Origin of the sequence: uncultured Pontibacter sp. (genome assembly GCF_947495565.1) — a bacterium.
Lineage (GTDB): Bacteria > Bacteroidota > Bacteroidia > Cytophagales > Hymenobacteraceae > Pontibacter.
Genome location: NZ_CANLZM010000008.1, coordinates 19,234 through 42,244 on the forward strand (window position 1 = coordinate 19,234; position 23,011 = coordinate 42,244).

Here is a 23,011-nt window from a genome sequence, read left to right on the forward strand (position 1 = left end):
ATTGCTAAATAAGCATGAAAGCTCTAAAAGCGTTACTTGATGTACTTGTGTTCTGTTATATTATATTCACGGTACTGCTCCTGGCCGGAGCAATAGATGAAAATGCTATTTTGAACACAACTATAGAAGATGAGGCTCTAACGCTTTACAAAGGACTGGTGGCTGTAGGCGGTGTGGTGATGCTGGCCAGAGTATTGCTGAGCAACGTTTACGTAGCCGACCTGGAGCATGAAAAGTATCGTGCAGAATTAAAGATAAACAACCTGAAGGCCACACTATACGAAAAGCGCCAGGCGTTCAGGAGCAACAACTATAAAGAGGCTTTCGCTGAAGAACAACAGGCAGAGGTCGCGTAAAAAAACACATGACATCAACTACCATACTTGCAGAACTAACGCAGGCACAGGAAGTGCTTACTGCGTTTCTGTCTGATGCGAAAAACATCGCATCCATTGAGCTGGCCGCCGACACAATGGCCGAATCTATTAAATACGGAGGAAAAATTCTGAGCTGCGGCAACGGCGGCTCTATGTGCGATGCCATGCACTTTGCCGAAGAACTGACCGGCCGCTACCGCGATAACCGCAAGGCTATTCCTGCTATCTCTATTTCTGATGCAAGCCACATGAGCTGCGTGGGCAACGATTATGGCTATGAGTTCGTCTTCTCGCGCTACCTGGAGGCACTTGGCAATAACGGTGACGTTTTGTTAGCAATCAGCACCAGCGGCAACTCCGGTAACGTAATTAAGGCAGCCGAAACAGCAAAAGCTAAAGGCGTGAAAGTAGTTGGCCTTACCGGCAAAGATGGCGGCAAGTTAGCCCCGCTCTGCGATGTAGAGATACGCGTGCCGCACTTTGGCTACGCAGACCGTGTACAGGAAATCCACATTAAAGTAATACACATACTCATACTTTTGCTGGAGCAGAAGCTGACTTAGGATACTCCATCTTAATAGCACAAAAAAGGCTGAAGCAGATGCTTCGGCCTTTTTTGTGGGTATGTTCGGGTCGCCGCTACATCGGCAAGTACACATCTATGGTAGTGCCTCTGCCAAGCTCGCTGGCAACTTCTATACGCCCGTTTGCATTTTCTATGATACGTTTCACGATGTATAAGCCTACCCCAGATCCTTCTACGTGGTCGTGGAGGCGCTTGAACATACTGAACAGTTGCTCCTTGTAATTCATATCAACGCCAAGGCCATTATCCTCCACCCGCAGCCTTACATGGTGAGGCAGTTTGGCAGTACTTATTTTAACCTCCGCAGGCCTGTCCGGCGACCTATACTTGATGGCATTGCTCACTAAGTTATATAGTACGCTACGCAAATTTTTATGAGAGAACTGCATGCTCTCCACCTCAGAAAAATCTTTCTGTATTGTGGCGCCTTCTCTTTTAATCAGTTCGCTTATACTTTCTTTCACCTCCTCCAGCAGCTCATCTAGGTCTATTTTTTCAGAGGAGTCTTCTTCTATGTTGCGTTGGATCTTGGATATGTCTGTCAGGTCTTCGATGGTTTTCTTGAAGCGCATCACTGCTTTATCCATCATCTTTAAAAGAGGCTTTACACTTCCGACCGGTGTCTCCAGTTCCTCTTCCAGCGCCTGCAGCAGGCCTTCCAGGTTAAGTATAGGAGCACGTAAGTCGTGCGAGGCTGTATAAATAAAGTTGTCCAGATCTGCATTGGTGCGGGTAAGCTCCAGGTTTTTTTGGCTTAGCTCTACATTGGCCTCCTTAAGCTGATCCTGCGCCTGCGCCAGATGCTCTGTCATCATCCGCTGCTCATGTATATCGGTGCTGGTGCCAAACCACTTTTTCACCTCTCCGGTACGGTCACGCAGCGGGAGAGCCCTTACCAGATGCCAGCGGTAACCTCCGTTGCGCCTCATCCGGAACTGCGTTTCATAGTCTATTCCGTTTAAGTACGAGTTGGCCCAAACCTTGATAACTGATTCCTTATCATCAGGATGCACTACACTCATCCAACTATTTCCAAGACCAAGCTCTTTATCCTGGCCGGCATACTCCTGTACCCAACGTGCATTCAGGTAGTCGAGTTCTCCGTCTGGGTTGGCAGTCCAGGCAATTTGCGGCATGGCTTCCAGCAGCATCTTAAACTTTTCGGAGCTTTCCACAATATCCTGCTGCGCCTTTTTCTCACGGGTAGTGTCTCGAACCTCAATTACGGTGCCTACCGGCACGCCATTTTCTTTTATTGGGCTGGCTGCACACGATACCGGGAAGAAGGTGCCATCTTTTCGAATAAATACATCCTCATGGGCTCGAACTGAGTTGTCCTGCGGCAGCGCACGGTCTATAGGGCATTCCGACATAGGATAGTGAGTACCGTCAGGGTGCGTATGGTGGATAAGGTCGTGCAGCGGCTTTCCCCTCACCTCCTCCAAAGTAAAACCGATCATGGCTACCGCAGCAGGATTCATAAAGGTGCAAAAGCCTTTCTCATCCATCATAAACATAGCAGCAGTGGCATTGTCTGTGATCGTTTTGGTGATGCGGTTTTGATACTCCAGTTCGGCAGTACGTTGCTGCACCCGTTTGTCCAAATCCTGGTTTAGGTTAAGCAGTTCGCTGTTGGCGTGCCGCAGGCTGCTTTCTAAAGCCGTGCGTTCGTTCAGCAGCTGCTTCCACTCTATTGCCGTACCAGCAAGGCCAGCGGCCAATTCCAACAGCTCTACTTCGTCTTGGGTAGGTTTTTTAAAGTTGGCATAATACATGGCAAAAGTCCCGAGCACCTTTTTTCTATCAGACGAAAGTATAGGTTCTGACCAACAAGCCCGCAAATCATAGGCTACGGCAAATTGATAAGCGCGCCAGCGCGGATCCTCGGCTATATTCTCCACAATTACCCGTTGCTTAGAGTAAGCAGCAGAACCACAAGACCCTACATTTTCTCCTATTCGCAACCCTTCAACTAACTCGCTGTAGGCTTTAGGCAGGCTAGGAGCACAGATAACATGCAGCGTTTGCGTCTGCTCATTAAGTTCTAGCACAGACCCTTTCATTTCCGGGTAATACGATTGCAGAACATTAATAAGAGACTCCAGCACCTGTGCCAGCGGTAGCCCCTGCATTAGTTGCTCCCGCACAGTATTTTGCGCCTCATTAAAAATAGCAAGCGCACCTTTTTTGCCAGACGAGGCAACAGGCACAGCTGTGTCTTTAGGCTGAATTTGCATGGTAAAAAATTGGAAGAGGTATAAAATGGCTTTCAGGAAGCCTTACAAGTACGCAAATTTATACTATATGTTTGATCCACAGACTCAATTTCTATAAAATAAGTTTCTCTCACACTCACTATTTTGTGCAATTGCAGTATTTTGCTAAGCCAGCTTTTGTTTTCATTTTAAGCATATCTCGCATGCTTAATAAAAGGCAGCATAAGACTTTGTATACCTGCAAGATACCGCCACTTACTATACTTCTGCAACGCTGAAAATATGTAAAAAATATATACTAAATCAATGCGATACTAATACTTATCACAGTCAGAGATGGTATTTGTGTGCAAACTTCGGATAGAAAAGCCAGCTGCTGTTACTCGTGGCTTACGGCTTAATCTGACCTGTACATGCTGCCGATAGTTACCGTACAAGTCAATATGGCCTGCGGCTTATGCTATACTATAAGGCATGGTCATACTTTCAGCATCTATAATTATGATAAGGAACACGCTATCCATTATATTCTTACTAGTTCTACTCTCCTGCCAAAGTCAGGAAGCCAACAACCAGGCAGCACCAGATCCTGCCGCTCAGGATACAATAGCCATTGCACAAGCTCCGCAGCCTGCCCCTCTAGACTCGGCCTATCTAATAGTTCCGGGCAAAAGCATTGGCCAGATACAATTAAACATGCCAGCCCGGCAAGTGAACCTTATACTTGGCAAAGCTGATAGCGGAGACGCTGCAATGGGTAAAGCACTATCTTTCTGGCTAAGCAAACAAGCTACTGGCCAGCCGCAGCACTATGTGGCAGTGTATACAGTTACAGATTTTGGAGGGAAAAAGGACTTGCCCAAAGTACAGCAAGTGCAGGTTACCTCGCCACAGTTCCAGACAGCCAAGGGCATTGGCACAGGTAAACCGCTATCTGCTATCAGAAAGCATTTCAGTAACATTCGTCCCATAGCTTATTACCAAAACGCACTACAGCAACAAGTATACATCTACGATGACCAGGAACAGGGAATTGCCTTTGAGGTTGCCTTGCCTGACAGCCTTTGCACTGCTGTAACCATACATCCGAAAGGGGAAAACATGGCGGATATTTACCTGCCGCTGCACCCTGACATAACCAGGCTTGAGCAGCCGTAACAACTTCAGCAACTGTTTCTTTAAATATTAAAGTATAGGGCGGAATCAATTAACAAATTGCATTGTTCCGCATCAAAATCCTCTGAAATTTATATTTCTTACAAGAAGAAAACATGCTTATCAAAACATTTGGCAGCGCCGTACAGGGCGTAAATGCCTATACCATTACCGTAGAGGTTAATGTTAGTGCAGGCACAAAATATTTCTTGGTGGGCCTGCCAGACAATGCAGTTAAGGAAAGCGAGCAGCGCATAGAATCGGCACTGAAGCAGTACGGTTATAAAATACCGAGGCAGAAGATTGTCATCAACATGGCTCCCGCCGATATCCGCAAAGAGGGCTCCTCTTACGACCTAACCATTGCCATGGGTGTACTTACTGCATCCGGCCAGATTGCTGATAGTAAGGTTGGCCAATACATGATTATGGGTGAGCTGTCGCTGGACGGCTCCCTCAGACCTATAAAAGGTGTGCTGCCTATTGCCATACAAGCCCGTAAAGAAGGTTTTAAAGGATTTATACTGCCGGCGCAAAACGCGCAGGAGGCGGCTATTGTCAATAATCTGGATGTGATTGGGGTACATACTATACTGGAGGCAATAGAGTTCTTAGACGGTGCACGCGAAATTGAGCCGATCGTGATCAACACCCGCGACTTGTTCAGCAGCACTGCCGATCAGTATGCCGCTGATTTTTCGGATGTGCAGGGGCAGGAGAACATAAAACGCGCCTTAGAAATTGCCGCTGCAGGTGGCCATAACCTAATTATGATCGGACCTCCAGGAGCAGGCAAAACGATGCTGGCCAAAAGGCTGCCGTCTATACTTCCGCCCCTCTCGATGCACGAGGCGCTGGAAACAACCAAGATACATTCTGTGGCGGGCAAGTTAGGCGAGGCTGCCTCCTTACTCACCACGCGTCCATACCGATCACCGCACCATACTATTTCAGATGTGGCTTTAGTGGGAGGCGGTGGCGTGCCGCAGCCCGGCGAAATCTCCCTTTCGCATAATGGCGTGCTGTTTCTGGATGAGTTGCCGGAGTTTAAGCGTACGGTGCTGGAGGTAATGCGGCAGCCGCTCGAGGAACGCCGCGTCACCATCTCCCGCGCCAGAACAACTATTGATTTTCCGGCCAACTTTATGCTGGTGGCAAGTATGAACCCTTGCCCCTGCGGATATTATAACCATCCCGAAAAAGAATGCGTGTGCGGACCAGGCATAGTACAGCGCTACCTGAACAAAGTAAGCGGCCCGCTGCTGGACCGCATAGACCTGCACGTAGAGGTAACGCCTGTAACTTTTGATGAAATGACGGCTTTGCGTAAAGCCGAAGATAGCGCCTCGGTGCGTGAGCGCGTGATACAGGCACGCGAGGTGCAGACAAAGCGCTTTACAGATTTGCCCCAGATTCACTCCAACGCCATGATGCCCTCGCAAATGGTAAAGGAAGTTTGCCAGATTAATGAAGCTGGGCGCAATCTGCTGAAAACTGCCATGGAGCGCCTCGGCCTCTCGGCACGCGCCTATGACCGCATCCTGAAAGTGAGCCGCACCATTGCCGACCTGGCCGGAAGTGAAGATATAAAAATTGAACATTTAGCAGAAGCCATTCAGTACCGAAGTCTGGACCGCGAAGGCTGGGCTGGCTAAACACCCCACCACACAACCATTTTATTAACAAACACTTGACATAAGCGACAACTAAGTATGGTTGTCGCTCTTTTTTTGCCTATACCGTTGTTGGGCCTCCCTAAATTGTACTCCTCTGTCGCTAAAATCCAAAATCAGAATTATACTTTTCTAAAAACCATGCGTAATAGCTTACGACTGTTAACCAAAACACTCATTTAGAGGCTGACAGTGTAGAGTAATTATCACAAAAAAGTAGAGCTATGAAAAAGACCCTATTACTTTTAGTATTTATGCTGGCAACTGTGTTTGCCGCAGACGCCCAGACGCGCTTCGGTGTTAAGGTTGGCGCTAATTATTCAGGTTTTGAGGGAGATGACGCTGATGACCTGGACCGTCTGTTTGGTGTGCACGCCGGCGTGATGGCAAGCGTACCTGTTGTAGAAAATTTCTTTTCCGTAAACCCGGAGGTGCTTTTCTCTAAGAAAGGAGCCGAAACCAGCGATGACCGGGTAAAGTATAAAGTCAGCTACATTGATGTGCCTGTGTTAGCGCACATTAACGCAGGACCGTTGTTTTTTGAGGCTGGCCCACAGGTATCTTTCCGCATAGGCGGCGATATTGAAGTGAATGACGTAAACGTCGATGATGACCTGGATCAGTTTAAGAGAACCAGCCTTGGTTATGCGGCAGGTATAGGTTTGGCCTCTACTCCGCTCGGCCTAAGCCTGGGCATCCGCTACAACGGAGATATTTCGAAGCTATATGATGATGACAGCATCTCTGACGCAAGAAATGGCGTATTCATGTTGTCGTTGGGTTATATGTTCCCGAGCCGCTAAGATTGCCTTAGTATAAAATAGAACTATGGAAAACAGAAAGTCCGGTTAACAGCCGGACTTTTTTTAATATCTGTAAACTAAGCATTTAAACATACAGGTCTTCCATATTTACGCATCCTATATACAATAAAACTATACTTTGGCCCATTTGTTGATATGGACGTTAAAGCTGGCAGGGCATATAAATTACAAGGCATTTTTCCGTTAAGTTATAGGCGGGTTGCTGCCTATACTGCCAGTTGATTACGGTATTTAACTACATTTATTAAAAAATTTGCTGCCTATAGACAGGCGCATACAACTAACTGTTACTATTATGAAGAAGCTAATTTTATCTTTTGTCATCGCACTCACCTCGTTTGCAGCGGCACAGGCGCAGTCTGGTCTTGGTATCAGAGGCGGCGCTAATTTCTCTAACCTCTCCGGCGACCTTAAAGAAGAATCCCGGTACGAGAACAAAGTAGGCTTCCATGGCGGGCTTACCTACAACATACCAGTGGTAGGCGACTTTTTCTCGGTTCAGCCTGAGCTGCTGTACTCTAACAAAGGCTTTAAGTATCAGGATTCGGAAATACCCTTGCCATTGGGCGGCACGTTGCGCAGAGAAGGCAACATGAACTATAATTACTTGGAGCTTCCGGTACTGGCTCGCATCAAGGCTGGCCCAATTTATTTTGAAGCTGGTCCGCAGGCCTCTTACCTCTTAAGCGTGAACAATAACATTAAGGAGTACATGAATGGAGAGCGTACCAGCTCCGCTACTACCGAAATGGACAAAAGTGATTTAAAAGATTTTGAGTTTGGCTATGCGGCAGGCATCGGTATTACCAGCGGTATGCTGAGCCTTGGTGTGCGTTACAACGGCAGCGTCACAGATTTTATGGATAAGTCTTCTTCAGATTACTTTGAAGATGAAAACTTTACCGATGCGCGCCACTCTACCATTTTGTTAACGTTAGGGCTCAACTTCTCAGCCTCCAGATAAAAAATTTTCTTTTCCTGTATTACCTAAGCCCGCCTCGCCTTTTTGGTGAGGCGGGCTTTTTTATGCCTCTCAACTATTTTATACCTCCGCCAGTAAACTATTATACAAATCCATTCCTCTCTATACTATGAAAAAGCTGCTCCTACTCCCACTGTTTATACTTTTGCCCATGTTGCTTGCGCAGGCGCAATATGCTCGTTTTGGAGCTAAAGTAGGCGGCAACCTTTCTACCGTGCAAGGCACCGATGGCTCCTCCAACACCACCAACAGCTTAGCTGGCTTAAACGGAGGGTTTATTCTGAGCTATGAGTTTGTATCTCGGCTGGCGGTGCAGGCAGAGCTGCAGTATGAGCAGAAAGGCTTTGTATACGATGCCTACCCGATTAGCCCGGATGAAGTGCTGGCAGACGACCACCGGCTGCATTACCTAACTTTGCCTGTTATGCTGAAGTTGCAGAAAGGAGGCTTGTTTGTAGAGGGCGGCCCATACTTAGGATACCTAATAGGCGAATCCACTGCAGTAAAGCGCCTCGACCGAAGTACCTTAGACAACCCCAGCCCCACCCAGTTAGGTAACTACCCATTAAACATGGATGACTTTGAGCGGTGGGATTACGGCTATACTATAGGTATTGGTATAGAGCTAGACAATGGCTTCTTTTTGAGTGTGCATAATTCCGGCGGGCTCACCTCCTTCTCCAAGGCATTAGACCAGAAAAACTTTGGCTACAAATTAAGTATAGGATACCTGCTGCGCCCGCCCTCGCTAGATCAGATGATGCGCTAAAAAACAAATGCCCGGCTAGTTTACCAGCCGGGCATCTTTATACTTTATACTTTAAATTGATGCTTATTTCTTCAGCTCAGCAAAGTGCTTGTAAAACAGCGGTATTGTTTCGATGCCTTTCATGTAGTTAAACAAGCCGAAATTCTCATTCGGAGAGTGAATAGCGTCTGAATCTAATCCGAAGCCCATCAGCACAGAGTCCAGCCCTAGCTCAGATTTAAACATGGCCACAATCGGAATAGAGCCTCCGCTACGCACCGGAATCGGCTTCACGCCAAATGTCTCCTCATAGGCCATAGCTGCCGCTTGGTAGGCTGGCGAATTGGTTGGCGTTACCACCGGCTCGCCACCGTGGTGCGGCTTCACCACCACTTTCACACCCTTAGGCGCTATACTTTCAAAGTGCTTTTTAAATTTCTCAGTGATCTCTTCAGAAGTTTGGTGCGGCACCAGGCGCATGGAAATCTTAGCATAGGCTTTAGACGGAATAACCGTTTTAGCACCCTCTCCGGTATAGCCTCCCCAGATGCCGTTTACATCCAACGTTGGGCGGATAGAGTTGCGCTCCATTGTTACGTAGCCTTCCTCGCCGTGCACACCGCTTAAATCAAGCGCCTTTTTATACTTGTCCAGGTTAAATGGTGCACGCGCCATTTCAGCACGTTCCTCCTGGCTCAGCTCCTCCACATTATCGTAAAAGCCCGGCACTGTGATGTGGTTATTTTCATCATGCATCGAGGCGATCATCTGGCAAAGTATATTGATCGGGTTTGCCACAGCCCCGCCATATAGGCCAGAGTGCAGGTCTCGGTTGGGGCCGGTTACCTCTACCTCCACATAACTTAGGCCACGCAATCCGGTTGTAATGGACGGTGTGTCGTTGCCCAGCATGCCAGTGTCAGATATCAGGATCACATCGCCTGTCAGTCGGTCTTTGTTCTCACGCACAAAAGCGCCCAGGTTAACGGAGCCTACTTCTTCCTCGCCCTCAATCATGAACTTCACGTTGCATGCCAGGGTGCCGGTTTTCATCATAGTCTCGAACGCCTTTACGTGCATGTACATCTGTCCTTTGTCGTCACAGGCTCCGCGGGCATAAATTTTCCCGTCTTTTATCACCGGCTCAAACGGAGGTGAGCTCCAAAGTTCATAAGGGTCGGCGGGCTGCACATCGTAATGGCCGTACACCAGCACCGTTGGCAGGCTTGGATCTATTATTTTCTCTCCGTATACTACCGGGTTACCGGCAGTCTCTACCAGCTCCACGTTATCGGCACCGGCTTCTTGCAGCCGCTCTTTCAGGAACTCGGCATTGCGCGTCACATCGGCCTTAAATTTAAGGTCGGCGCTTACAGACGGGATACGCAGCATATCGAGCAGCTCGTTTACAAAACGGTCTTTGTTGTCGTTGATATATTGATTGATCATAGCGTATGGGTTTTGCTCAGTTTTGACTTAAAGTTACAAAAAAAAGCCACCCTTGCTTAGCAGGATGGCTCTTCCAATGTTTTTTATACTTGTGTGTACTTTTTACCGTTTGCGGCCAAGTTTGATGTTCGCCTTGCTCTCCTCGCCCGCTATCAGGCGGTTAATGTTTTTCCGGTGGGTTAGCACCACCACCGCGAAAAGTATAAAACCGAAGATAATAAGTATAGGATTGTCAGGATGGAAGCGCGGAACCAACAGCAGCAGCATCGGGAAAGCCAGCGCTGCAATCATAGAGCCTAAAGACACATACCTAGACGTGAACAAGACAACCACAAAAATCGCGATACACATTAAGGCTACGACCGGCTCAATGGCCAGCATCATGCCCAGCAGCGTTGCTACACCTTTGCCGCCCTTAAACTTCTCGTATACCGGAAAGATATGCCCCAGCACTCCGACAGCGCCATAAATCAGCTGGTACACAATAAGATTCTCGGGCTCAATGGCGCTAAAAATCACCAGGAAACCTGCAAGCGAGGTAGCCGTCCAGCCTTTGAAAATATCCAATAGCATCACAATGGCACCAGGCTTCTTGCCCAATACCCGAAAAGTATTTGTGGCGCCGGAGTTACCGCTGCCATGCTGCCTCACATCGATGCCGTAATATGCTTTGCCTATCCAAACAGCCGAGCAAATAGAGCCGATCAGGTAAGCAGCCAGTGCAAATACAGCTATCAGTAAAATATCCATAAGTTTGAGATTTGAACCAAGGAGTTTGTTTTCTGCCAATTACACCGGCAAGCCGCTCAGGTACAGATTTAGCAATAAAAACAAGCCCAAATATAGGCAAAACTTAATTTCTAAGCTAGCAATTAAGCGCCTCTTTAACCCTATACGCTGTGTTTATGGTTCCTGGTTATATTAGAATATTTCTGATCCATCTTCTTCCTTGTTTTTCTTTTTCTTCTTCCGGCTCTTCTTGTCATCATCTTCTGATATAAAATCGAAGTTGCCTGTTGGCTCGTTGGCTACCTGCTGCGTTACAGTTTTAAAGCCTTCTTCGCCGCCCAAATAGGTTTGCTGGAAGTAGTTTATGAATTCGTTCTTTTCGATCGGCATACCTTCGTAGAAGCCATAGCTGCTTGTGGCGCCGCGGCTGCCTTTAGACTTAGACCTTACCACCTTGTTAAACTTATCATCCGATGATGCCATGGTGAGGCCGTTCTCGAAGAAACTGAAATAGTACCAGGTATACGGGTCAGCCTGCAAGTATAAATTCACCACCGGGTCGCCGTACATGTCCTGCTTCATTTCCAGATAGCCGTTCATGCGGGAGTTGATGTCTTCTTTCATACTGCTGGCCACACCTATTCCACCTTTGCTGTACCAGGCTTTCTGCTCGTTAGACCAATGCAGGTTCACATCGGTCAGTACCAGGCTGCGCTCCAGTTTCTTTGATACCTTCGGCAGCGGCACATACTCTATCATAGACTGATCTCTATACTTACGGGCATCTCTGTCGCCTATAAATTCGCCTAACTGGTAAAGCAGTTCATCATCTACGTTACTGATGGCTGCAGCACCGGCAGCATTGCCCCGCAGGTTACCGGCCATGGCGCCCAGTGCCTGCGATGGCACATCCAGATCAAATACAACCAATGATTTCAGGCTGTAACGGCTACTGTCTACGTCAGCGTCGCCGCTACCAGCTGCTTCCACGCTAAAGTTCTTCTTCGGCTTTACAAGGTTCAGTTTACCTTCAAAATGAATAGCATTAGAGGCCTCGTTGTAGCGCAGCATATTACCCTCATACGCGTTGCCATAAGCCCGATCCTCACGCCCGATCTTAAACTCGCCGCTTTCTTTGTTATAAGACAGCAGCCCATCCACTGTAAACAGGTCCAGGTCTTCTTCGCCCTGCTTTCTTGAAACGAATGTGTTGTAAATTTTACCTGATCCGGTGGCTACGTGCAGCCCTGTATACAGCGGCGACCCGTCAGCGGCTTTCGGTTTCAGAATAGGGATGCGGACGTTGTTAGGGTTAAGCGTGTCTTTCTTGTAAGGAAACCAGTCAGCGTCTTCCGGGTTGCCCGTAAAGTTCAGTTTCACTTCTCCGTCAAAATCCATGTACTGATTTGGCGCTTGCATCACGGCTTTACCGCGGTACATAATCTTAGGGAAGATGTAAAACGGAGCGGCTCCTTCCTCCATATTTGCTGTGGCATAAGTATAAATCGGCTTCTTTTTCTCCTGCGGATTTCCGTATACAAAATCGCCGAAACGCAGCTGGAAAGAGTCTCCTGCGGCATTGTAGTAGTCGTGCACTGCATCGCCCCGAAACTCCTGCCGCGACAGCACATCAATATTGCCTGCATACAGTTTATGGTGCTGCTGCACGGTATCCGCTAAAACTTTAGCATTGCGCAACGTCCGGATACTGGCCCCGGCTAACACGGCCACCTTACCGCTATCGGGCACTACATACGTATCGGCTACAGCTATATGAGGCACTCCGATGGCATGCAGCGTATTGTCCTGAAGACTAAACTCACCTCCGTCAGCCATAAACCTTAAGCCTTCCTGCTCTGGGTGCTGCGAGTAGAACCAGTTCTTGCCTCCATTCACATCTGCCTTCAGGTTAACTTTTTCCTGATTCATATTCCAGCGGGCGCTGCTCATGGAGGTTTTGTACTGCGTTTTCGGAAACTCCATACTGGCTGCTCCTTTCTGTTCGCTCTCAAAATCTACGAAGCCGGTTGTCATATCATAAGTAAAAGCCACATCCAGGGCTTTGATTGCCGGGCGCCCCTCCACATCCGATTTCACAAGCATCTGCGCATTGTTGCCACTAAAGCTGCGCTGCTTAAACATGATATCTGCGGATGTTATACTTGCATTCTGGTTATCCAGCACGCCGCTGCCATACAAGCCGCCCGGAGCAAGCTTGGCTACACCTTTAAAAACGTAGCCTTCTTTGTACACCGTCATTGGGCTGTCTGTGGTCTGCAGGTACATGGTATCTGCCTGCGGCTGCCAGTTCATACTAAAGTTCTTTAAAGAAGCTACCGGGTAGGCTGTTCCGTTTAAGGTACTTTCAGAAATGGTAACTTCTGCTCCGGCTTCGGCCACGGCTCCGTTTTTGTAGAAAGTATACTCTGGCGCTTGTAGCGTGGCAGCTAGATAGGTTAATTTGCCCCGGCTCTGTATACCTGCTGAGCTCATCATAACGGTATCATACACCACACCTTTGCCGCCAAAAGCTTGAAGGCCTTTGGAAGATGGCTGGTAGTAGAAGCCCATGGTTTCATCTTCCATCATCTGCAGCTTTGTTTTTATGGGCGGAAAGATGCCTCCTGAATGGAAGGTGCCATCAAAGGCAACCACACTTTTGCTCGAACTTAAGCTATCGAGCTTAAAGGGAGGCATGTCGAAATACACAGTGCTGTCGTAAGCGCCCCCAGCCACATCAGGGCGGGCAAAAGCCATTTGGGCACCGGCCACCGCGTCAAATTTAGGGTACTCTGCCATGTACTTCTCCCCGGATTTGTTGCTTGGCTTGTTGATGTAAAGTTTACCGGAGAGGTTACCGCCTGAATTACTTGTCAGTACCTGCTCCGACACTTTCCGGTTCAGAGTTTTGCGGCTCTTTGTTACCAGTGCAATGGTGTCCAGCTTGGTCAGGTTGATGGCAAACTCATCATAGTTAAAGCGGAACTCCGTGCCGCGTAAAGCAAGGCGGCTCGCGTATACTTGTCCGTCAAACTCAATGTCGCGGTTCTTCAGCACATGAATCTCCTCGCGCCGTGGCAGTATGTATACGCTTGCGGTATCATTGTTAAAGGTGATTCTATTCACTCCGCGCACTGTCAGCTTGTTGTTTTCCAGGTTTAGCGTGGCGTTGCGGCCAGAGGGCACCACTGATTTTATAACGATGTGGTCGTAGTCGTTTTTATCGCGAGAGGCGCCAACGTAATGCCAGGCTTTGTTCTTGAGTTCTATATAGCCGGAGGCGGGATCAAAGTCTAAATACCCCTGGTAAGACATAGCTTCGGCTGCCTCGCGCACAGCTTTTTCGTTTAAGCGGGTAGCTTTTGCCACGTCAGAAGCATAGAATGTACTTGATTTGGCCTTGGCTCCGTAGCCAACCAGCACCTGCAGCGGGTGGAAAGTAGCGATACCGACTAGCTGCTGATACCGCACGTTAGAGTAATATTCCGTCGACTCCAGCTGCACTGGAATAAGTGTTTTTGTGTTCAGGATGGAGAACTCGATTTCTGGGCTGTTGAGCTTCCAGTGCAAACGCTCGGCAGTTATTTCCAGCTCGTGGTAAGAGTCGTAGAACGGTGTGTGAGCGTAAGGCCCTTTGTCTTTTGTGAGTGTCAGCTCCTGGTTTGCGCGGGAGTAGCGTAGCTGCATGGCCGGGTGCGTCAGCGAATCCTGCCCTTGGTACACAGCTACTGAGGCGCGGTTTGCCAGCACTAGCGAGTCCTCAAAAGTATAGTTGCGGGCCATGGTGCGGAATTTACGCTGCCCCTGCTGCGACACAATCAACTGAGAAAGACTGCCATCCAAGGGGCGGCTGCCTATACTATTCCCCGTAAGCGAGAAGCCACCGGTATATGCAATGTTGCTCCCCAGGCTGTTCAGGCGGGCATCGCTTGTAAAAGATGTAAACTTAGGGTAAGGGTAATTGCCGGTTTTGCGCTTGCTACTGATCCACTCCAAGGCGCCATCTACAGGGGCGGCAAGCACAGCAGGGTAAGTTACTTTTACATCTGGTGCCTTAAAACCGGCAAAGCTGGTGTTAAAGCTATACTTGGCAAGTTCCGCTTTGGCAGCCTCTCCTTTTACCTGCCAGTTAAACTCTCCGCCTTCGCCCACAAACATGTTTTGGGCAAGCATCAGCTGGCCGGCCGTACGCTGAATAACCGTAGAGTCCCAGGGGGTAATAAAAGTAAGCGCAACCTCCTGCAGCTTAAGCACCGGACCGGTTACCTTGGGCATGGCCGGTACAAACTGCCGCTTCAAGCTTTCTTTCTGCTTCTGCGCATTTTTCTGTTTATCTTCTTTTTTAGGCTTCGGAATAACTGCTCCCCAACCATCATCTTCCCAGGCGTCTGCCTCCCCTGAGCTTGCTTCATCATCCCAGGATACGCTGCCCCAGGCATCCGCGCCTTCTTCCTGCTCATCGGTTGCTTTGCTGGCACCCTCATACCCAAAGCTGAAGCTGCCGCCAGAGGTGCGCAGGCTATAGTAGGAGTTTTGGAACAGCTTGTTCTGGTCCATAAACAGGCTGGTAGTACGCAGAAACTGCTCCAGGCGCTTTGTATCCTCCTGCTGCACCGTTTTCGCGATTACATCCAGCATATTGTCTAGCTGGGTTGGGCGCAGGCTCTGCTTTTTTACACCGGCCGTAAGTATGGTAAACAAATCGGAGAAGTGAGGGTTGCTGCGCATACGCTTGCGGTACATCTGCTGCGCAATCTCAATAACCTCTTTTTGCTGCCTCGCGGAGATTTTGCCGCCGCTCCATACTTCCTCCAGGTCGGCAGAAAGCGCTTCGGCATTCTCAACCTTACCTGCCAAGAGCATGGTTTTTACATCTCCCAAAAATTTATCAGGCTCGGTAGACAGCTTTGCCTGTTGTGCCTGCGCCGCCAAAATTGTAAAAAACAGGATGAGGGGTAAAAGTTGTTTCATAAAGTAGTGGTTGGGTGATTGGGGTGGTGAACTTTTATACTATGCCCTAAAGACTGCAGAAACCCAGTTGTTCTTAACGCGGTGTGATACATAGGCCAGGCCCAGTTCTTCACAGCGTTGCTGAATCAGGGGCAGGTCTTCTGTGTAGAAGCCGCTCAGCAGCAGCCAGCCTTCCGGCTTTAGTACAGCCTTGTAAGCCGGCATATCTTCTAATAGAACGTTTCGGTTGATGTTGGCTAGTATAATATCGAAGGGTTTTTCTCCTTTAACAGCCTCAGCATCACCGAGTCTCACATCTATACTTGCGTAATTGTTGAGTTCGGCGTTTTCGCGGGCATTCTCCACTGTCCAGTCTTCTATCTCTACCGCCACAATCTCTGAAGCGCCAAGCTCTCCGGCCATAATGGCGAGTATGCCCGTGCCGCAGCCCATGTCCAGCACGCGCTTGCCCTGGTGGTCCAGCGTCAGCTGGTTCTCAATCATGAGTGTGGTGGTTTCGTGGTGGCCAGTACCGAACGACATCTTCGGGTTGATGACGATATCATACTTGGCGTTGGCAGGTTTCTCATGAAAAGAGGCTCTTACCGATACCTGATCGCCGATAAAAAGGGGCTCAAAGTTGCGCTCCCACTCCTCGTTCCAGTTCTGGCGCTCGATCTTCTGCGTGGTATACGCTACCTGCACAAAATCAGCGTAGCGGTTCAGGGTGTCCTCCAGTTCCTGCTGGCTATACTTATCCTCCTCAATGTAGGCGCTAAAGCCGTCTTCATTTTCTACAAAGGCGTCAAAACCAAGCTCTCCCAGCTCGGCTGTCAGAATATCCGCAAAGTCTGCGTTTACTTTTAAGGTTACTTCTATAAAATCCATAGTAAATATTAATCTCGACAAGTGGCAAAAGATCGCGCATCGGTAAAATGCACGGTAAAATCAGCTTGGTGGCGCTGCTCCGTTACGTACAGCACATGGTTGGCAAAGGCTTTGTTGGGAGTTACATACCAGATGGCGGGTGCATCGGCAAAGAGCTTGTTGCTCTCGCGGTATACTACCATATCAGCAAAAGCCTCTTCCTCTCCCAGGTAAACAATATGCGTGGCGGTGTTTTTATATAACGGGTTTCGTTCCAGGTACACAGACCCGTATACCTGGCAGTGGTTTCGCCCGACTTCTGTGGCAGCAGCAGGGTTCAGGTATGGCAGCAGCGCCATACAGATCGTGAACAGTATCTGCATAATATTAATTTGTTGAAATATTGGCAAGATACAAAAAAAGGCCGCTAACCCAGTGGGCTAGCGACCTTTTTAGCAATTTCTGTTTGTATTTTATATGGATTTGATCACATCCGTAAAATCTCTGGATTTTAGAGAGGCTCCGCCAATCAGGCCGCCATCCACATCGCTCTGCGAGAACAGTTCTTGTGCGTTGGCCGGGTTGCAGCTGCCGCCATAAAGTATGGAAGTGTTGTAAGCCGCCTCGGCATCGAACATGCGCGCAATTTGCTCACGTATGTACTCGTGCATCTCCTGCGCCTGCTGGCTGCTGGCGGTGCGACCGGTACCGATGGCCCAGATTGGCTCATAAGCGATAACTACCTGCTCAAACTCCTCGTTGCTGAGGTAAGAAAGGCTGTCGTGCAGCTGCTTGCCTACATAGTCGAAGTGGCGGTCAGCGTCGCGTTCTTCCAGCGGCTCTCCGCAGCAGAAAATCGGCTTCATGCCATGTGCCAGTGTGGTTTTCATTTTTTGGTACAGGGTCTGGGCATCCTCATGGTGATACATGCGGCGCTCGCTGTGCCCGATAATCACATACTCTACACCCACTGACTTTAGCATAGCCGCAGACACCTCACCGGTATAAGCGCCGCTTTCGTGTTCGCTCACATTCTGGGCTGCCAGGTGCATTTTATCGTTGCCTTGTGTTAGCTTGCCTAAGCTCTGCAGAAACGGGAAAGGAGGGGCCACAACTACTGCTACATCGCCATTCACCTCGTCTTTCACCATGTTATCGATCTCCGACACCAGCGAAAGCGCCTCTTCAGCGGTTTTATTCATTTTCCAGTTGCCTGCAACAATTCGTTTTCTCATGTTTTATACTTTGGGTTGATGATGGTTATACTTGCTTTTGCTTGCTCAGAAGCTTTACGGCAAGATAGGAAAATTTGGTGTACCTCTCCTATTCATACTTAGTATGGATATTATCTTCAGAGATATACTCCCATGGCCACAGCTTCTCGCAACTAGATACAAGCTATACTTTCCAGCTGCTGTTTATCCCTAGCCTTACAACCTGCTCTTTTCACCTCTTGCTTTGGCTCCCTCAAGGCCGGGAGGCCTCGTCCTTGGGTATCGCGCGGTGTATTGAAGCTGCCATCGCTTCGCTGTAGGCTGCCCTTCGGGCACCGCATCAATACAAGGCGCTCAACCCAAGGACTGGGATCAGTTCTCTATAGCCGCTGCTGACGGAGCTTCTACAGAATTCCCCGCCTTGGACTAGTGAGAACGGGAGTTCGAAACTAGCGAGCGTAGCTCTGAGGGGTTAGGGGTGGTTCGATAGCCACGGCTGACGGAGCTTGAACCAAACTCCCTCCCCTGTTTTGGGGGTAGGGGCCCTCGATAAAAGGGGAGGGGCGAAATGAGGGTTGGGGTTGAACACAGGCACAACAAAAAAGCCGCTGCATTTATACTTGCAGCGGCTTTTTAATCATACTTTATACTTACTTTACAGCCTCTCTTTCAGGAATCTGGCGGTGTGGTTGTCTTCCAGCTTAATCATTTCCTCCGGCGTGCCCTCAAACAATAAATGGCCTCCGTTTGTGCCCCCTTCTGGTCCGAGGTCTATAATCCAGTCTGCGGATTTCACAATATCCATGTTGTGCTCAATAATAACGACGGTATTGCCGTTCTCGATCAGTGCGTTAATGGAAGTTAACAGCTTGCTGATGTCGTGGAAGTGCAACCCTGTGCTAGGCTCATCAAAAATGAATAAGATATTATCCTGGTGCGGCTGCGCCCCTTTGGTAAGGAAAGATGCCAGCTTTACGCGTTGCGCCTCGCCACCCGAGAGGGTGTTACTAGACTGCCCCAGGCGTATATAACCCAAACCTACATCGTTCAGCGGCCTCAGCTTCTCAATAATTTTTGGCTGATCAGCAAAGAAGTTTATACTGTCTGCAATTGTCATGTTGAGCACGTCGGAAATGCTCATGTCTTTAAACTTGATATCCAGCACGTCCTGCTTAAAGCGCTGTCCGTGGCAGCTATCGCAGGTCAGGTAGATATCAGCCATAAACTGCATCTCAATTTTCACCTGCCCTTCGCCCTGGCATACTTCGCAGCGGCCGCCCTCAATGTTGAAAGAGAAATGAGAGGGCTTAAAGCCACGCGATTTAGCCAGAGGCTGATCTGCGTACAGCGCCCGGATGGCATCATAAGCCTTAACATAAGTGACCGGGTTAGAGCGCGACGATTTGCCGATCGGGTTCTGATCCACAAACTCCACATGCTCGATGCTGTTATAGTCGCCGGCCAGTTTATCGAACTTACCCGTAGCCTCTGCGGTAGAGCCATGCAGCTTTTGCATAGCCGGAGCCAGTATCTTCTTAATCAAGGTTGATTTGCCGGAGCCGCTCACACCGGTAACCACTGTCATCACGCCCAGTGGCACCTTTACATTCAGGTTTTTAAGGTTATTCTCGCGTGCACCGATAAGCTCAATAGCATTGCGCCACTTACGGCGCTGCGCAGGAACCGGCACCTCCATGCGGCCACTTAAATATTTTGCGGTATAGGTATCCGCTTTCTCGGCGAGCTCTGCAAAAGTACCCTGAAACATCAGGTTGCCTCCGCCAGATCCAGCTTCAGGCCCAATGTCTATGAGTTGATCTGCCGCACGCATCATTTCTTCCTCGTGCTCCACAACAATAACGGTATTTCCTAACTGCTGCAGGGTACGCAGCACCCCGATTAACTGCTCCGAATCTTTTGGGTGCAATCCTATACTTGGCTCATCCAGAATATACATAGACCCAACCAAGGCACTGCCTAAAGAGGTAGCCAGGTTAATGCGCTGGCTCTCGCCGCCGGAAAGCGTGTTAGACAAGCGGTTGAGGGTGAGATAGCCCAAGCCAACACGCTCCAGGTAACTCAGACGGTTTGTTACCTCCGTTACCAGGCGCTCGGCCACATTCTGCTCGTGCTCCGTTAGCTGCAGGTCGCGGAAAAACGGCAGCACCTGTGTCAGGGGCATCAGCACCAGGTCGGTTATACTTTTGCCGCCTACTTTTACGTAGCTGGCGTCTTTGCGCAGGCGCGAGCCTTTACAGTCGGGGCAGGTGGTGCGGCCACGGTAGCGCGACAGCATCACGCGGTACTGAATTTTATGTGTCTGCGACTGTATTTCTCTAAAAAAGGCGTTGAGGCCCGAAAAGAACTTGTTACCTTTCCATAGCAGCTCCTGCTCCTGCTCCGTCAGCTCGTTGTAAGGCCTGTGAATCGGGAAATCGAAGCGGATACCGTTTTTGATAAGCGGCTGCTGCCACTCGTTCATTTTGTCGCTTCGCCACGGTGCGATGGCTCCTTCGTATACTGTCAGGCTTTTGTCTGGTATCACCAGGTCCGGATCGATGCCAAGCACACTCCCAAAACCCTCGCAGGTTTGGCAGGCGCCGTATGGGTTGTTAAAGCTGAAAAAGTTGACCGACGGCTCCTCAAACACCATTCCGTCCAGCTCAAATTTATCAGAAAACACCCGCTCCTCATTATCGCCATACTTTATGCGGCACTCACCATGGCCTTCAAAAAAAGCGGTTTGTATGGAGTCAGCAATTCTGAACTGCAGGTCTTCATCAGTTTTGTAGATAACGGCACGATCTACCAAAATATAGGCTTCTTTGCCCAATTTAGGCTTTTTCTCTTCCAGCAGCTCCTCAATAAAGTATACTTGCCCGTCGGCATACAGGCGGGAATACCCCTTCTGCAGCAGCAGGTCCAGTTCTTTGGCCAGTGTGCGCTCCTTGTGCTGGTGCAGCGGCGCCAGAATCATCACCCGGGCCTCATCTTCCAGGGAGAAAATGAAATCCACCACATCCGCCACAGAGTCTTTCTGCACCACCTCGCCTGATACCGGAGAGTATGTTTTGCCAATGCGGGCGTAGAGCAGCTTCAGGTAATCGTAAATTTCGGTGCTGGTGCCAACGGTGGAGCGGTTGTTTTTTATACTTACCTTCTGCTCTATGGCAATGGCCGGGCTGATGCCCTTGATATAATCCACATCAGGCTTATCCATGCGGCCCAGAAACTGGCGCGCGTAAGAACTGAGGCTTTCCACGTACATGCGCTGCCCTTCGGCATATAAGGTATCAAAAGCCAGCGACGATTTGCCCGACCCCGAGAGGCCGGTGATGACAATAAACTTGTTGCGGGGCAGGGCCACGCTCAGGTTTTTAAGATTGTGCACCCGTGCGCCTTTGATAATAATGTGCTGCCGGGCGTCAAGTTCTTCTAATTTATCTTCCGTGTTATTTACCATATATCAGTTAGCCTCTCTGGCAAGTATAAGTAGCCGTTTATGAGGCTGTTTTATGCGAATTCTCAATTTGTAAAGATACGAATAGATAACCGCTTTTTGAAGGGCTTTGTTGCAGTTAGAGCCAGAGGCAATTGCCTGCCAACCGAGTAACTTTATACTTTCAGCAGAGACCAGGCAGGAGGTAGTGCGGCAGCGGCTAGGTCTGGGGCAAGAATCCAGCAACAAAATTCAGCCTCTGCCAGACAACCTGCACCGGCATATAAAGCGTATGAATTGTTACTGTTAAACAAAGTTTTAAGCATTGTTTTATCATGGGAAAAGGCGACAAAAAATCCAGAAAAGGCAAAATCACGAAAGGCACTTTCGGGAAAAAGCGGACTCGTAAAGATTACAACCTCAAAATGAAGCCTTTTAACAAGGAGGCATCTGCCGAGTAGTGCAGCAGAACTATCTTAAAGCGCCTTGCTCCGGAACCTAAATGCCTGAGTGAGGCGGTTTTGGATTTTTACACTTGTCTGCCTTAGCCATAACAGGTAATATACCTATCCCGCCCCTACCCGGCAACAACAGTAATTAACATCAAACAGTAAGGGCTTTACAATATGGTAGCAATAAGCTGCCTTACTGACTTTTAGCATTATTAATCAATTGCATCCAAAAATTTTACTAAAAACAAGGCTTTTTCTGCAACTATGTCCTATTCAAGGAAGTATAAAGATTTACCTATTTTTAGTTTCGAGCCACACTTAATTAGGCGGGCATAAGGTATTTTGATTAGCCTGCTGTAACAATATTGTAATCTCACTGTTAACACAGCGGCTCGGGTGTTATTAGTATGTAAACTATACTTTTCCAAGCCAACACTTACCATAAAGGTTCGTACCTTAAGGTCTATTAAGCATTAAATAAATTATTTTCATCTTTAAAACACTATTCCATGCAAGTACTGAACATCAGAAATTTGTTGGAGAACATTGAGCGGAAGGTGTACCAGCAGGAAATCACTACCGACGACGCAGTAACAAAGTATATCAACACAGAAATTGCTAAAGCCATAAACCTAAAATATAAAAAGGAGAATGAGGCTGAAGCAGATATACTTAAAAATGTATCTTGCACAACGTTGGAGTGCTACCTCGACCACCTGAAGGCCGTAGAAGCCAAGCTTAAGACGCCATGTGATATCTCCGCGCAATGCAACCCGGTAGAGGAGCGCGAGATTAACCGCCGCCTGTTACTTATACTTAACCGCCTGAAAGGCTACAGCAGAAAGTAACAGCCAGCACAGTCTCTTAATTGTCAGACCATCCTTCGAAGATTCCTCAGCTCTCTCGAAGGATTTTTTTATGCCTATACTTTTTCCTCCACAAATTAACCCATACATGACATAGATCATTTTTCGGGTGGCTCTACCTTTGTAAACTTGTACTTTACAAAAGGCAGCAGGAGAAGGTATGGCACATACACTAAATAACTTACAGGAATTTACCGAAATGGGCAGCCAACTGGCTTTTAGTCCCACAGGATTCCAAAGCAAGGTTATCTTTGAGCGCGAGAAGCAGAAAATTATTCTTTTCGCTTTCGAGCAGGGGCAGCAGCTAAAGGAGCATAAAACAGCTCACGACGCACTGCTGGTTATGCTGGAGGGGCAGTGCACTTTTGATATTTACCAGACGAGGCTGCACCTGAAAGCAGGGGAAGTGTACCGCATACCAGCAAATGAGCCGCACGCCCTGCAGGCAACAAGCAACTTTAAAATGGTGCTTATCAAGTAATAA

18 protein-coding genes are annotated in these 23,011 nt (G+C 48.6%); 10 read left to right on the plus strand and 8 right to left on the minus strand.

The window, feature by feature from the left end; genetic code table 11:
* Nucleotides 1-14 precede the first annotated feature (14 nt).
* Both Q1B04_RS11310 and lpcA read left to right on the plus strand, forming a co-directional pair.
* The gene (locus tag Q1B04_RS11310) at nt 15-356 is read left to right on the plus strand and encodes a hypothetical protein (protein ID WP_299758924.1); all 342 of its coding nucleotides are present in this window, start codon (nt 15-17) and stop codon (nt 354-356) included.
* A gap of 8 nt (nt 357-364) precedes the next feature.
* Nucleotides 365-940, plus strand: coding sequence for a D-sedoheptulose 7-phosphate isomerase (gene lpcA / locus Q1B04_RS11315; RefSeq protein WP_299758925.1), 576 nt, complete (start codon nt 365-367; stop codon nt 938-940).
* 76 nt (nt 941-1,016) lie between these two features.
* Here the strand turns inward: lpcA and Q1B04_RS11320 are convergent, their stop codons facing one another.
* Nucleotides 1,017-3,200 (minus strand): PAS domain S-box protein, encoded by a 2,184-nt coding sequence (locus Q1B04_RS11320; RefSeq protein WP_299758926.1) that lies wholly within the window; start codon nt 3,198-3,200, stop codon nt 1,017-1,019.
* A gap of 480 nt (nt 3,201-3,680) precedes the next feature.
* On the opposite strand from Q1B04_RS11320, the gene Q1B04_RS11325 reads away from it, so the two are divergent.
* From Q1B04_RS11325 to Q1B04_RS11345, 5 genes are all read left to right on the plus strand, one after another.
* A complete protein-coding gene (locus tag Q1B04_RS11325) occupies nt 3,681-4,337 on the plus strand; it encodes a hypothetical protein (RefSeq protein ID WP_299758927.1) in 657 nt (218 codons plus the stop codon).
* Between the two features lie 113 nt (nt 4,338-4,450).
* Complete coding sequence (locus tag Q1B04_RS11330) at nt 4,451-5,989, plus strand: YifB family Mg chelatase-like AAA ATPase (protein WP_299758928.1); 1,539 nt, start codon at nt 4,451-4,453, stop codon at nt 5,987-5,989.
* A gap of 242 nt (nt 5,990-6,231) precedes the next feature.
* Nucleotides 6,232-6,810 (plus strand): porin family protein, encoded by a 579-nt coding sequence (locus tag Q1B04_RS11335; protein ID WP_299758929.1) that lies wholly within the window; start codon nt 6,232-6,234, stop codon nt 6,808-6,810.
* A 316-nt stretch (nt 6,811-7,126) separates the two neighbouring features.
* Nucleotides 7,127-7,795 (plus strand): porin family protein, encoded by a 669-nt coding sequence (locus tag Q1B04_RS11340; protein ID WP_299758930.1) that lies wholly within the window; start codon nt 7,127-7,129, stop codon nt 7,793-7,795.
* Between the two features lie 127 nt (nt 7,796-7,922).
* Nucleotides 7,923-8,582: a porin family protein gene (locus Q1B04_RS11345; RefSeq protein WP_299758931.1), complete on the plus strand. Its 660-nt coding sequence runs from the start codon at nt 7,923-7,925 to the stop codon at nt 8,580-8,582.
* A gap of 63 nt (nt 8,583-8,645) precedes the next feature.
* Here the strand turns inward: Q1B04_RS11345 and Q1B04_RS11350 are convergent, their stop codons facing one another.
* The 7 genes from Q1B04_RS11350 to uvrA form a co-directional block, all read right to left on the minus strand.
* Nucleotides 8,646-10,007, minus strand: coding sequence for a dipeptidase (locus tag Q1B04_RS11350; protein WP_299759100.1), 1,362 nt, complete (start codon nt 10,005-10,007; stop codon nt 8,646-8,648).
* Nucleotides 10,008-10,112: 105 nt separating this feature from the next.
* Nucleotides 10,113-10,760 (minus strand): glycerol-3-phosphate 1-O-acyltransferase PlsY, encoded by a 648-nt coding sequence (gene plsY / locus Q1B04_RS11355; protein WP_299758932.1) that lies wholly within the window; start codon nt 10,758-10,760, stop codon nt 10,113-10,115.
* A 171-nt stretch (nt 10,761-10,931) separates the two neighbouring features.
* The gene (locus Q1B04_RS11360; RefSeq protein WP_299758933.1) at nt 10,932-15,710 is read right to left on the minus strand and encodes a hypothetical protein; all 4,779 of its coding nucleotides are present in this window, start codon (nt 15,708-15,710) and stop codon (nt 10,932-10,934) included.
* 39 nt (nt 15,711-15,749) lie between these two features.
* Nucleotides 15,750-16,577: a 50S ribosomal protein L11 methyltransferase gene (gene prmA, locus Q1B04_RS11365; protein WP_299758934.1), complete on the minus strand. Its 828-nt coding sequence runs from the start codon at nt 16,575-16,577 to the stop codon at nt 15,750-15,752.
* 8 nt (nt 16,578-16,585) lie between these two features.
* Nucleotides 16,586-16,939 (minus strand): DUF6150 family protein, encoded by a 354-nt coding sequence (locus Q1B04_RS11370; protein WP_299758935.1) that lies wholly within the window; start codon nt 16,937-16,939, stop codon nt 16,586-16,588.
* A 90-nt stretch (nt 16,940-17,029) separates the two neighbouring features.
* Nucleotides 17,030-17,791 carry a triose-phosphate isomerase gene (gene tpiA / locus Q1B04_RS11375; RefSeq protein WP_299758936.1) on the minus strand — a complete coding sequence of 254 codons (762 nt, stop codon included), beginning with the start codon at nt 17,789-17,791 and terminating at the stop codon, nt 17,030-17,032.
* Nucleotides 17,792-18,425: 634 nt separating this feature from the next.
* On the minus strand, nt 18,426-21,233 hold the full coding sequence (gene uvrA, locus Q1B04_RS11380; RefSeq protein WP_299758937.1) for an excinuclease ABC subunit UvrA: 2,808 nt from the start codon (nt 21,231-21,233) through the stop codon (nt 18,426-18,428).
* A gap of 311 nt (nt 21,234-21,544) precedes the next feature.
* Between uvrA and Q1B04_RS11385 the strand changes: the two genes are divergently transcribed.
* The 3 genes from Q1B04_RS11385 to Q1B04_RS11395 all read left to right on the plus strand — a co-directional run bounded on the left by Q1B04_RS11385 (nt 21,545) and on the right by Q1B04_RS11395 (nt 23,008).
* Nucleotides 21,545-21,670 carry a 30S ribosomal protein THX gene (locus tag Q1B04_RS11385; protein WP_299758938.1) on the plus strand — a complete coding sequence of 42 codons (126 nt, stop codon included), beginning with the start codon at nt 21,545-21,547 and terminating at the stop codon, nt 21,668-21,670.
* A gap of 500 nt (nt 21,671-22,170) precedes the next feature.
* Entirely contained in the window at nt 22,171-22,509 is a 339-nt protein-coding gene (locus tag Q1B04_RS11390) for a hypothetical protein (RefSeq protein ID WP_299758939.1), read from the plus strand.
* Between the two features lie 178 nt (nt 22,510-22,687).
* Entirely contained in the window at nt 22,688-23,008 is a 321-nt protein-coding gene (locus Q1B04_RS11395; protein ID WP_299758940.1) for a cupin domain-containing protein, read from the plus strand.
* Nucleotides 23,009-23,011: the final 3 nt, after the last annotated feature.

What these genes read in the sequence shown, in the direction of transcription:
- Q1B04_RS11330 (WP_299758928.1), top strand. Translation starts at nt 4,451, where the DNA reads ATGCTTATCAAAACATTTGGCAGCGCCGTACAGGGCGTAAATGCCTAT.
- Q1B04_RS11340 (WP_299758930.1), top strand. Translation starts at nt 7,127, where the DNA reads ATGAAGAAGCTAATTTTATCTTTTGTCATCGCACTCACCTCGTTTGCA.
- prmA (WP_299758934.1), bottom strand. Translation starts at nt 16,577, where the DNA reads ATGGATTTTATAGAAGTAACCTTAAAAGTAAACGCAGACTTTGCGGAT.
- Q1B04_RS11310 (WP_299758924.1), top strand. Translation starts at nt 15, where the DNA reads ATGAAAGCTCTAAAAGCGTTACTTGATGTACTTGTGTTCTGTTATATT.
- Q1B04_RS11325 (WP_299758927.1), top strand. Translation starts at nt 3,681, where the DNA reads ATGATAAGGAACACGCTATCCATTATATTCTTACTAGTTCTACTCTCC.
- tpiA (WP_299758936.1), bottom strand. Translation starts at nt 17,791, where the DNA reads ATGAGAAAACGAATTGTTGCAGGCAACTGGAAAATGAATAAAACCGCT.
- Q1B04_RS11335 (WP_299758929.1), top strand. Translation starts at nt 6,232, where the DNA reads ATGAAAAAGACCCTATTACTTTTAGTATTTATGCTGGCAACTGTGTTT.
- Q1B04_RS11320 (WP_299758926.1), bottom strand. Translation starts at nt 3,200, where the DNA reads ATGCAAATTCAGCCTAAAGACACAGCTGTGCCTGTTGCCTCGTCTGGC.
- plsY (WP_299758932.1), bottom strand. Translation starts at nt 10,760, where the DNA reads ATGGATATTTTACTGATAGCTGTATTTGCACTGGCTGCTTACCTGATC.
- Q1B04_RS11370 (WP_299758935.1), bottom strand. Translation starts at nt 16,939, where the DNA reads ATGCAGATACTGTTCACGATCTGTATGGCGCTGCTGCCATACCTGAAC.
- Q1B04_RS11385 (WP_299758938.1), top strand. Translation starts at nt 21,545, where the DNA reads ATGGGAAAAGGCGACAAAAAATCCAGAAAAGGCAAAATCACGAAAGGC.
- Q1B04_RS11395 (WP_299758940.1), top strand. Translation starts at nt 22,688, where the DNA reads ATGGCACATACACTAAATAACTTACAGGAATTTACCGAAATGGGCAGC.
- Q1B04_RS11390 (WP_299758939.1), top strand. Translation starts at nt 22,171, where the DNA reads ATGCAAGTACTGAACATCAGAAATTTGTTGGAGAACATTGAGCGGAAG.
- uvrA (WP_299758937.1), bottom strand. Translation starts at nt 21,233, where the DNA reads ATGGTAAATAACACGGAAGATAAATTAGAAGAACTTGACGCCCGGCAG.
- lpcA (WP_299758925.1), top strand. Translation starts at nt 365, where the DNA reads ATGACATCAACTACCATACTTGCAGAACTAACGCAGGCACAGGAAGTG.
- Q1B04_RS11345 (WP_299758931.1), top strand. Translation starts at nt 7,923, where the DNA reads ATGAAAAAGCTGCTCCTACTCCCACTGTTTATACTTTTGCCCATGTTG.
- Q1B04_RS11360 (WP_299758933.1), bottom strand. Translation starts at nt 15,710, where the DNA reads ATGAAACAACTTTTACCCCTCATCCTGTTTTTTACAATTTTGGCGGCG.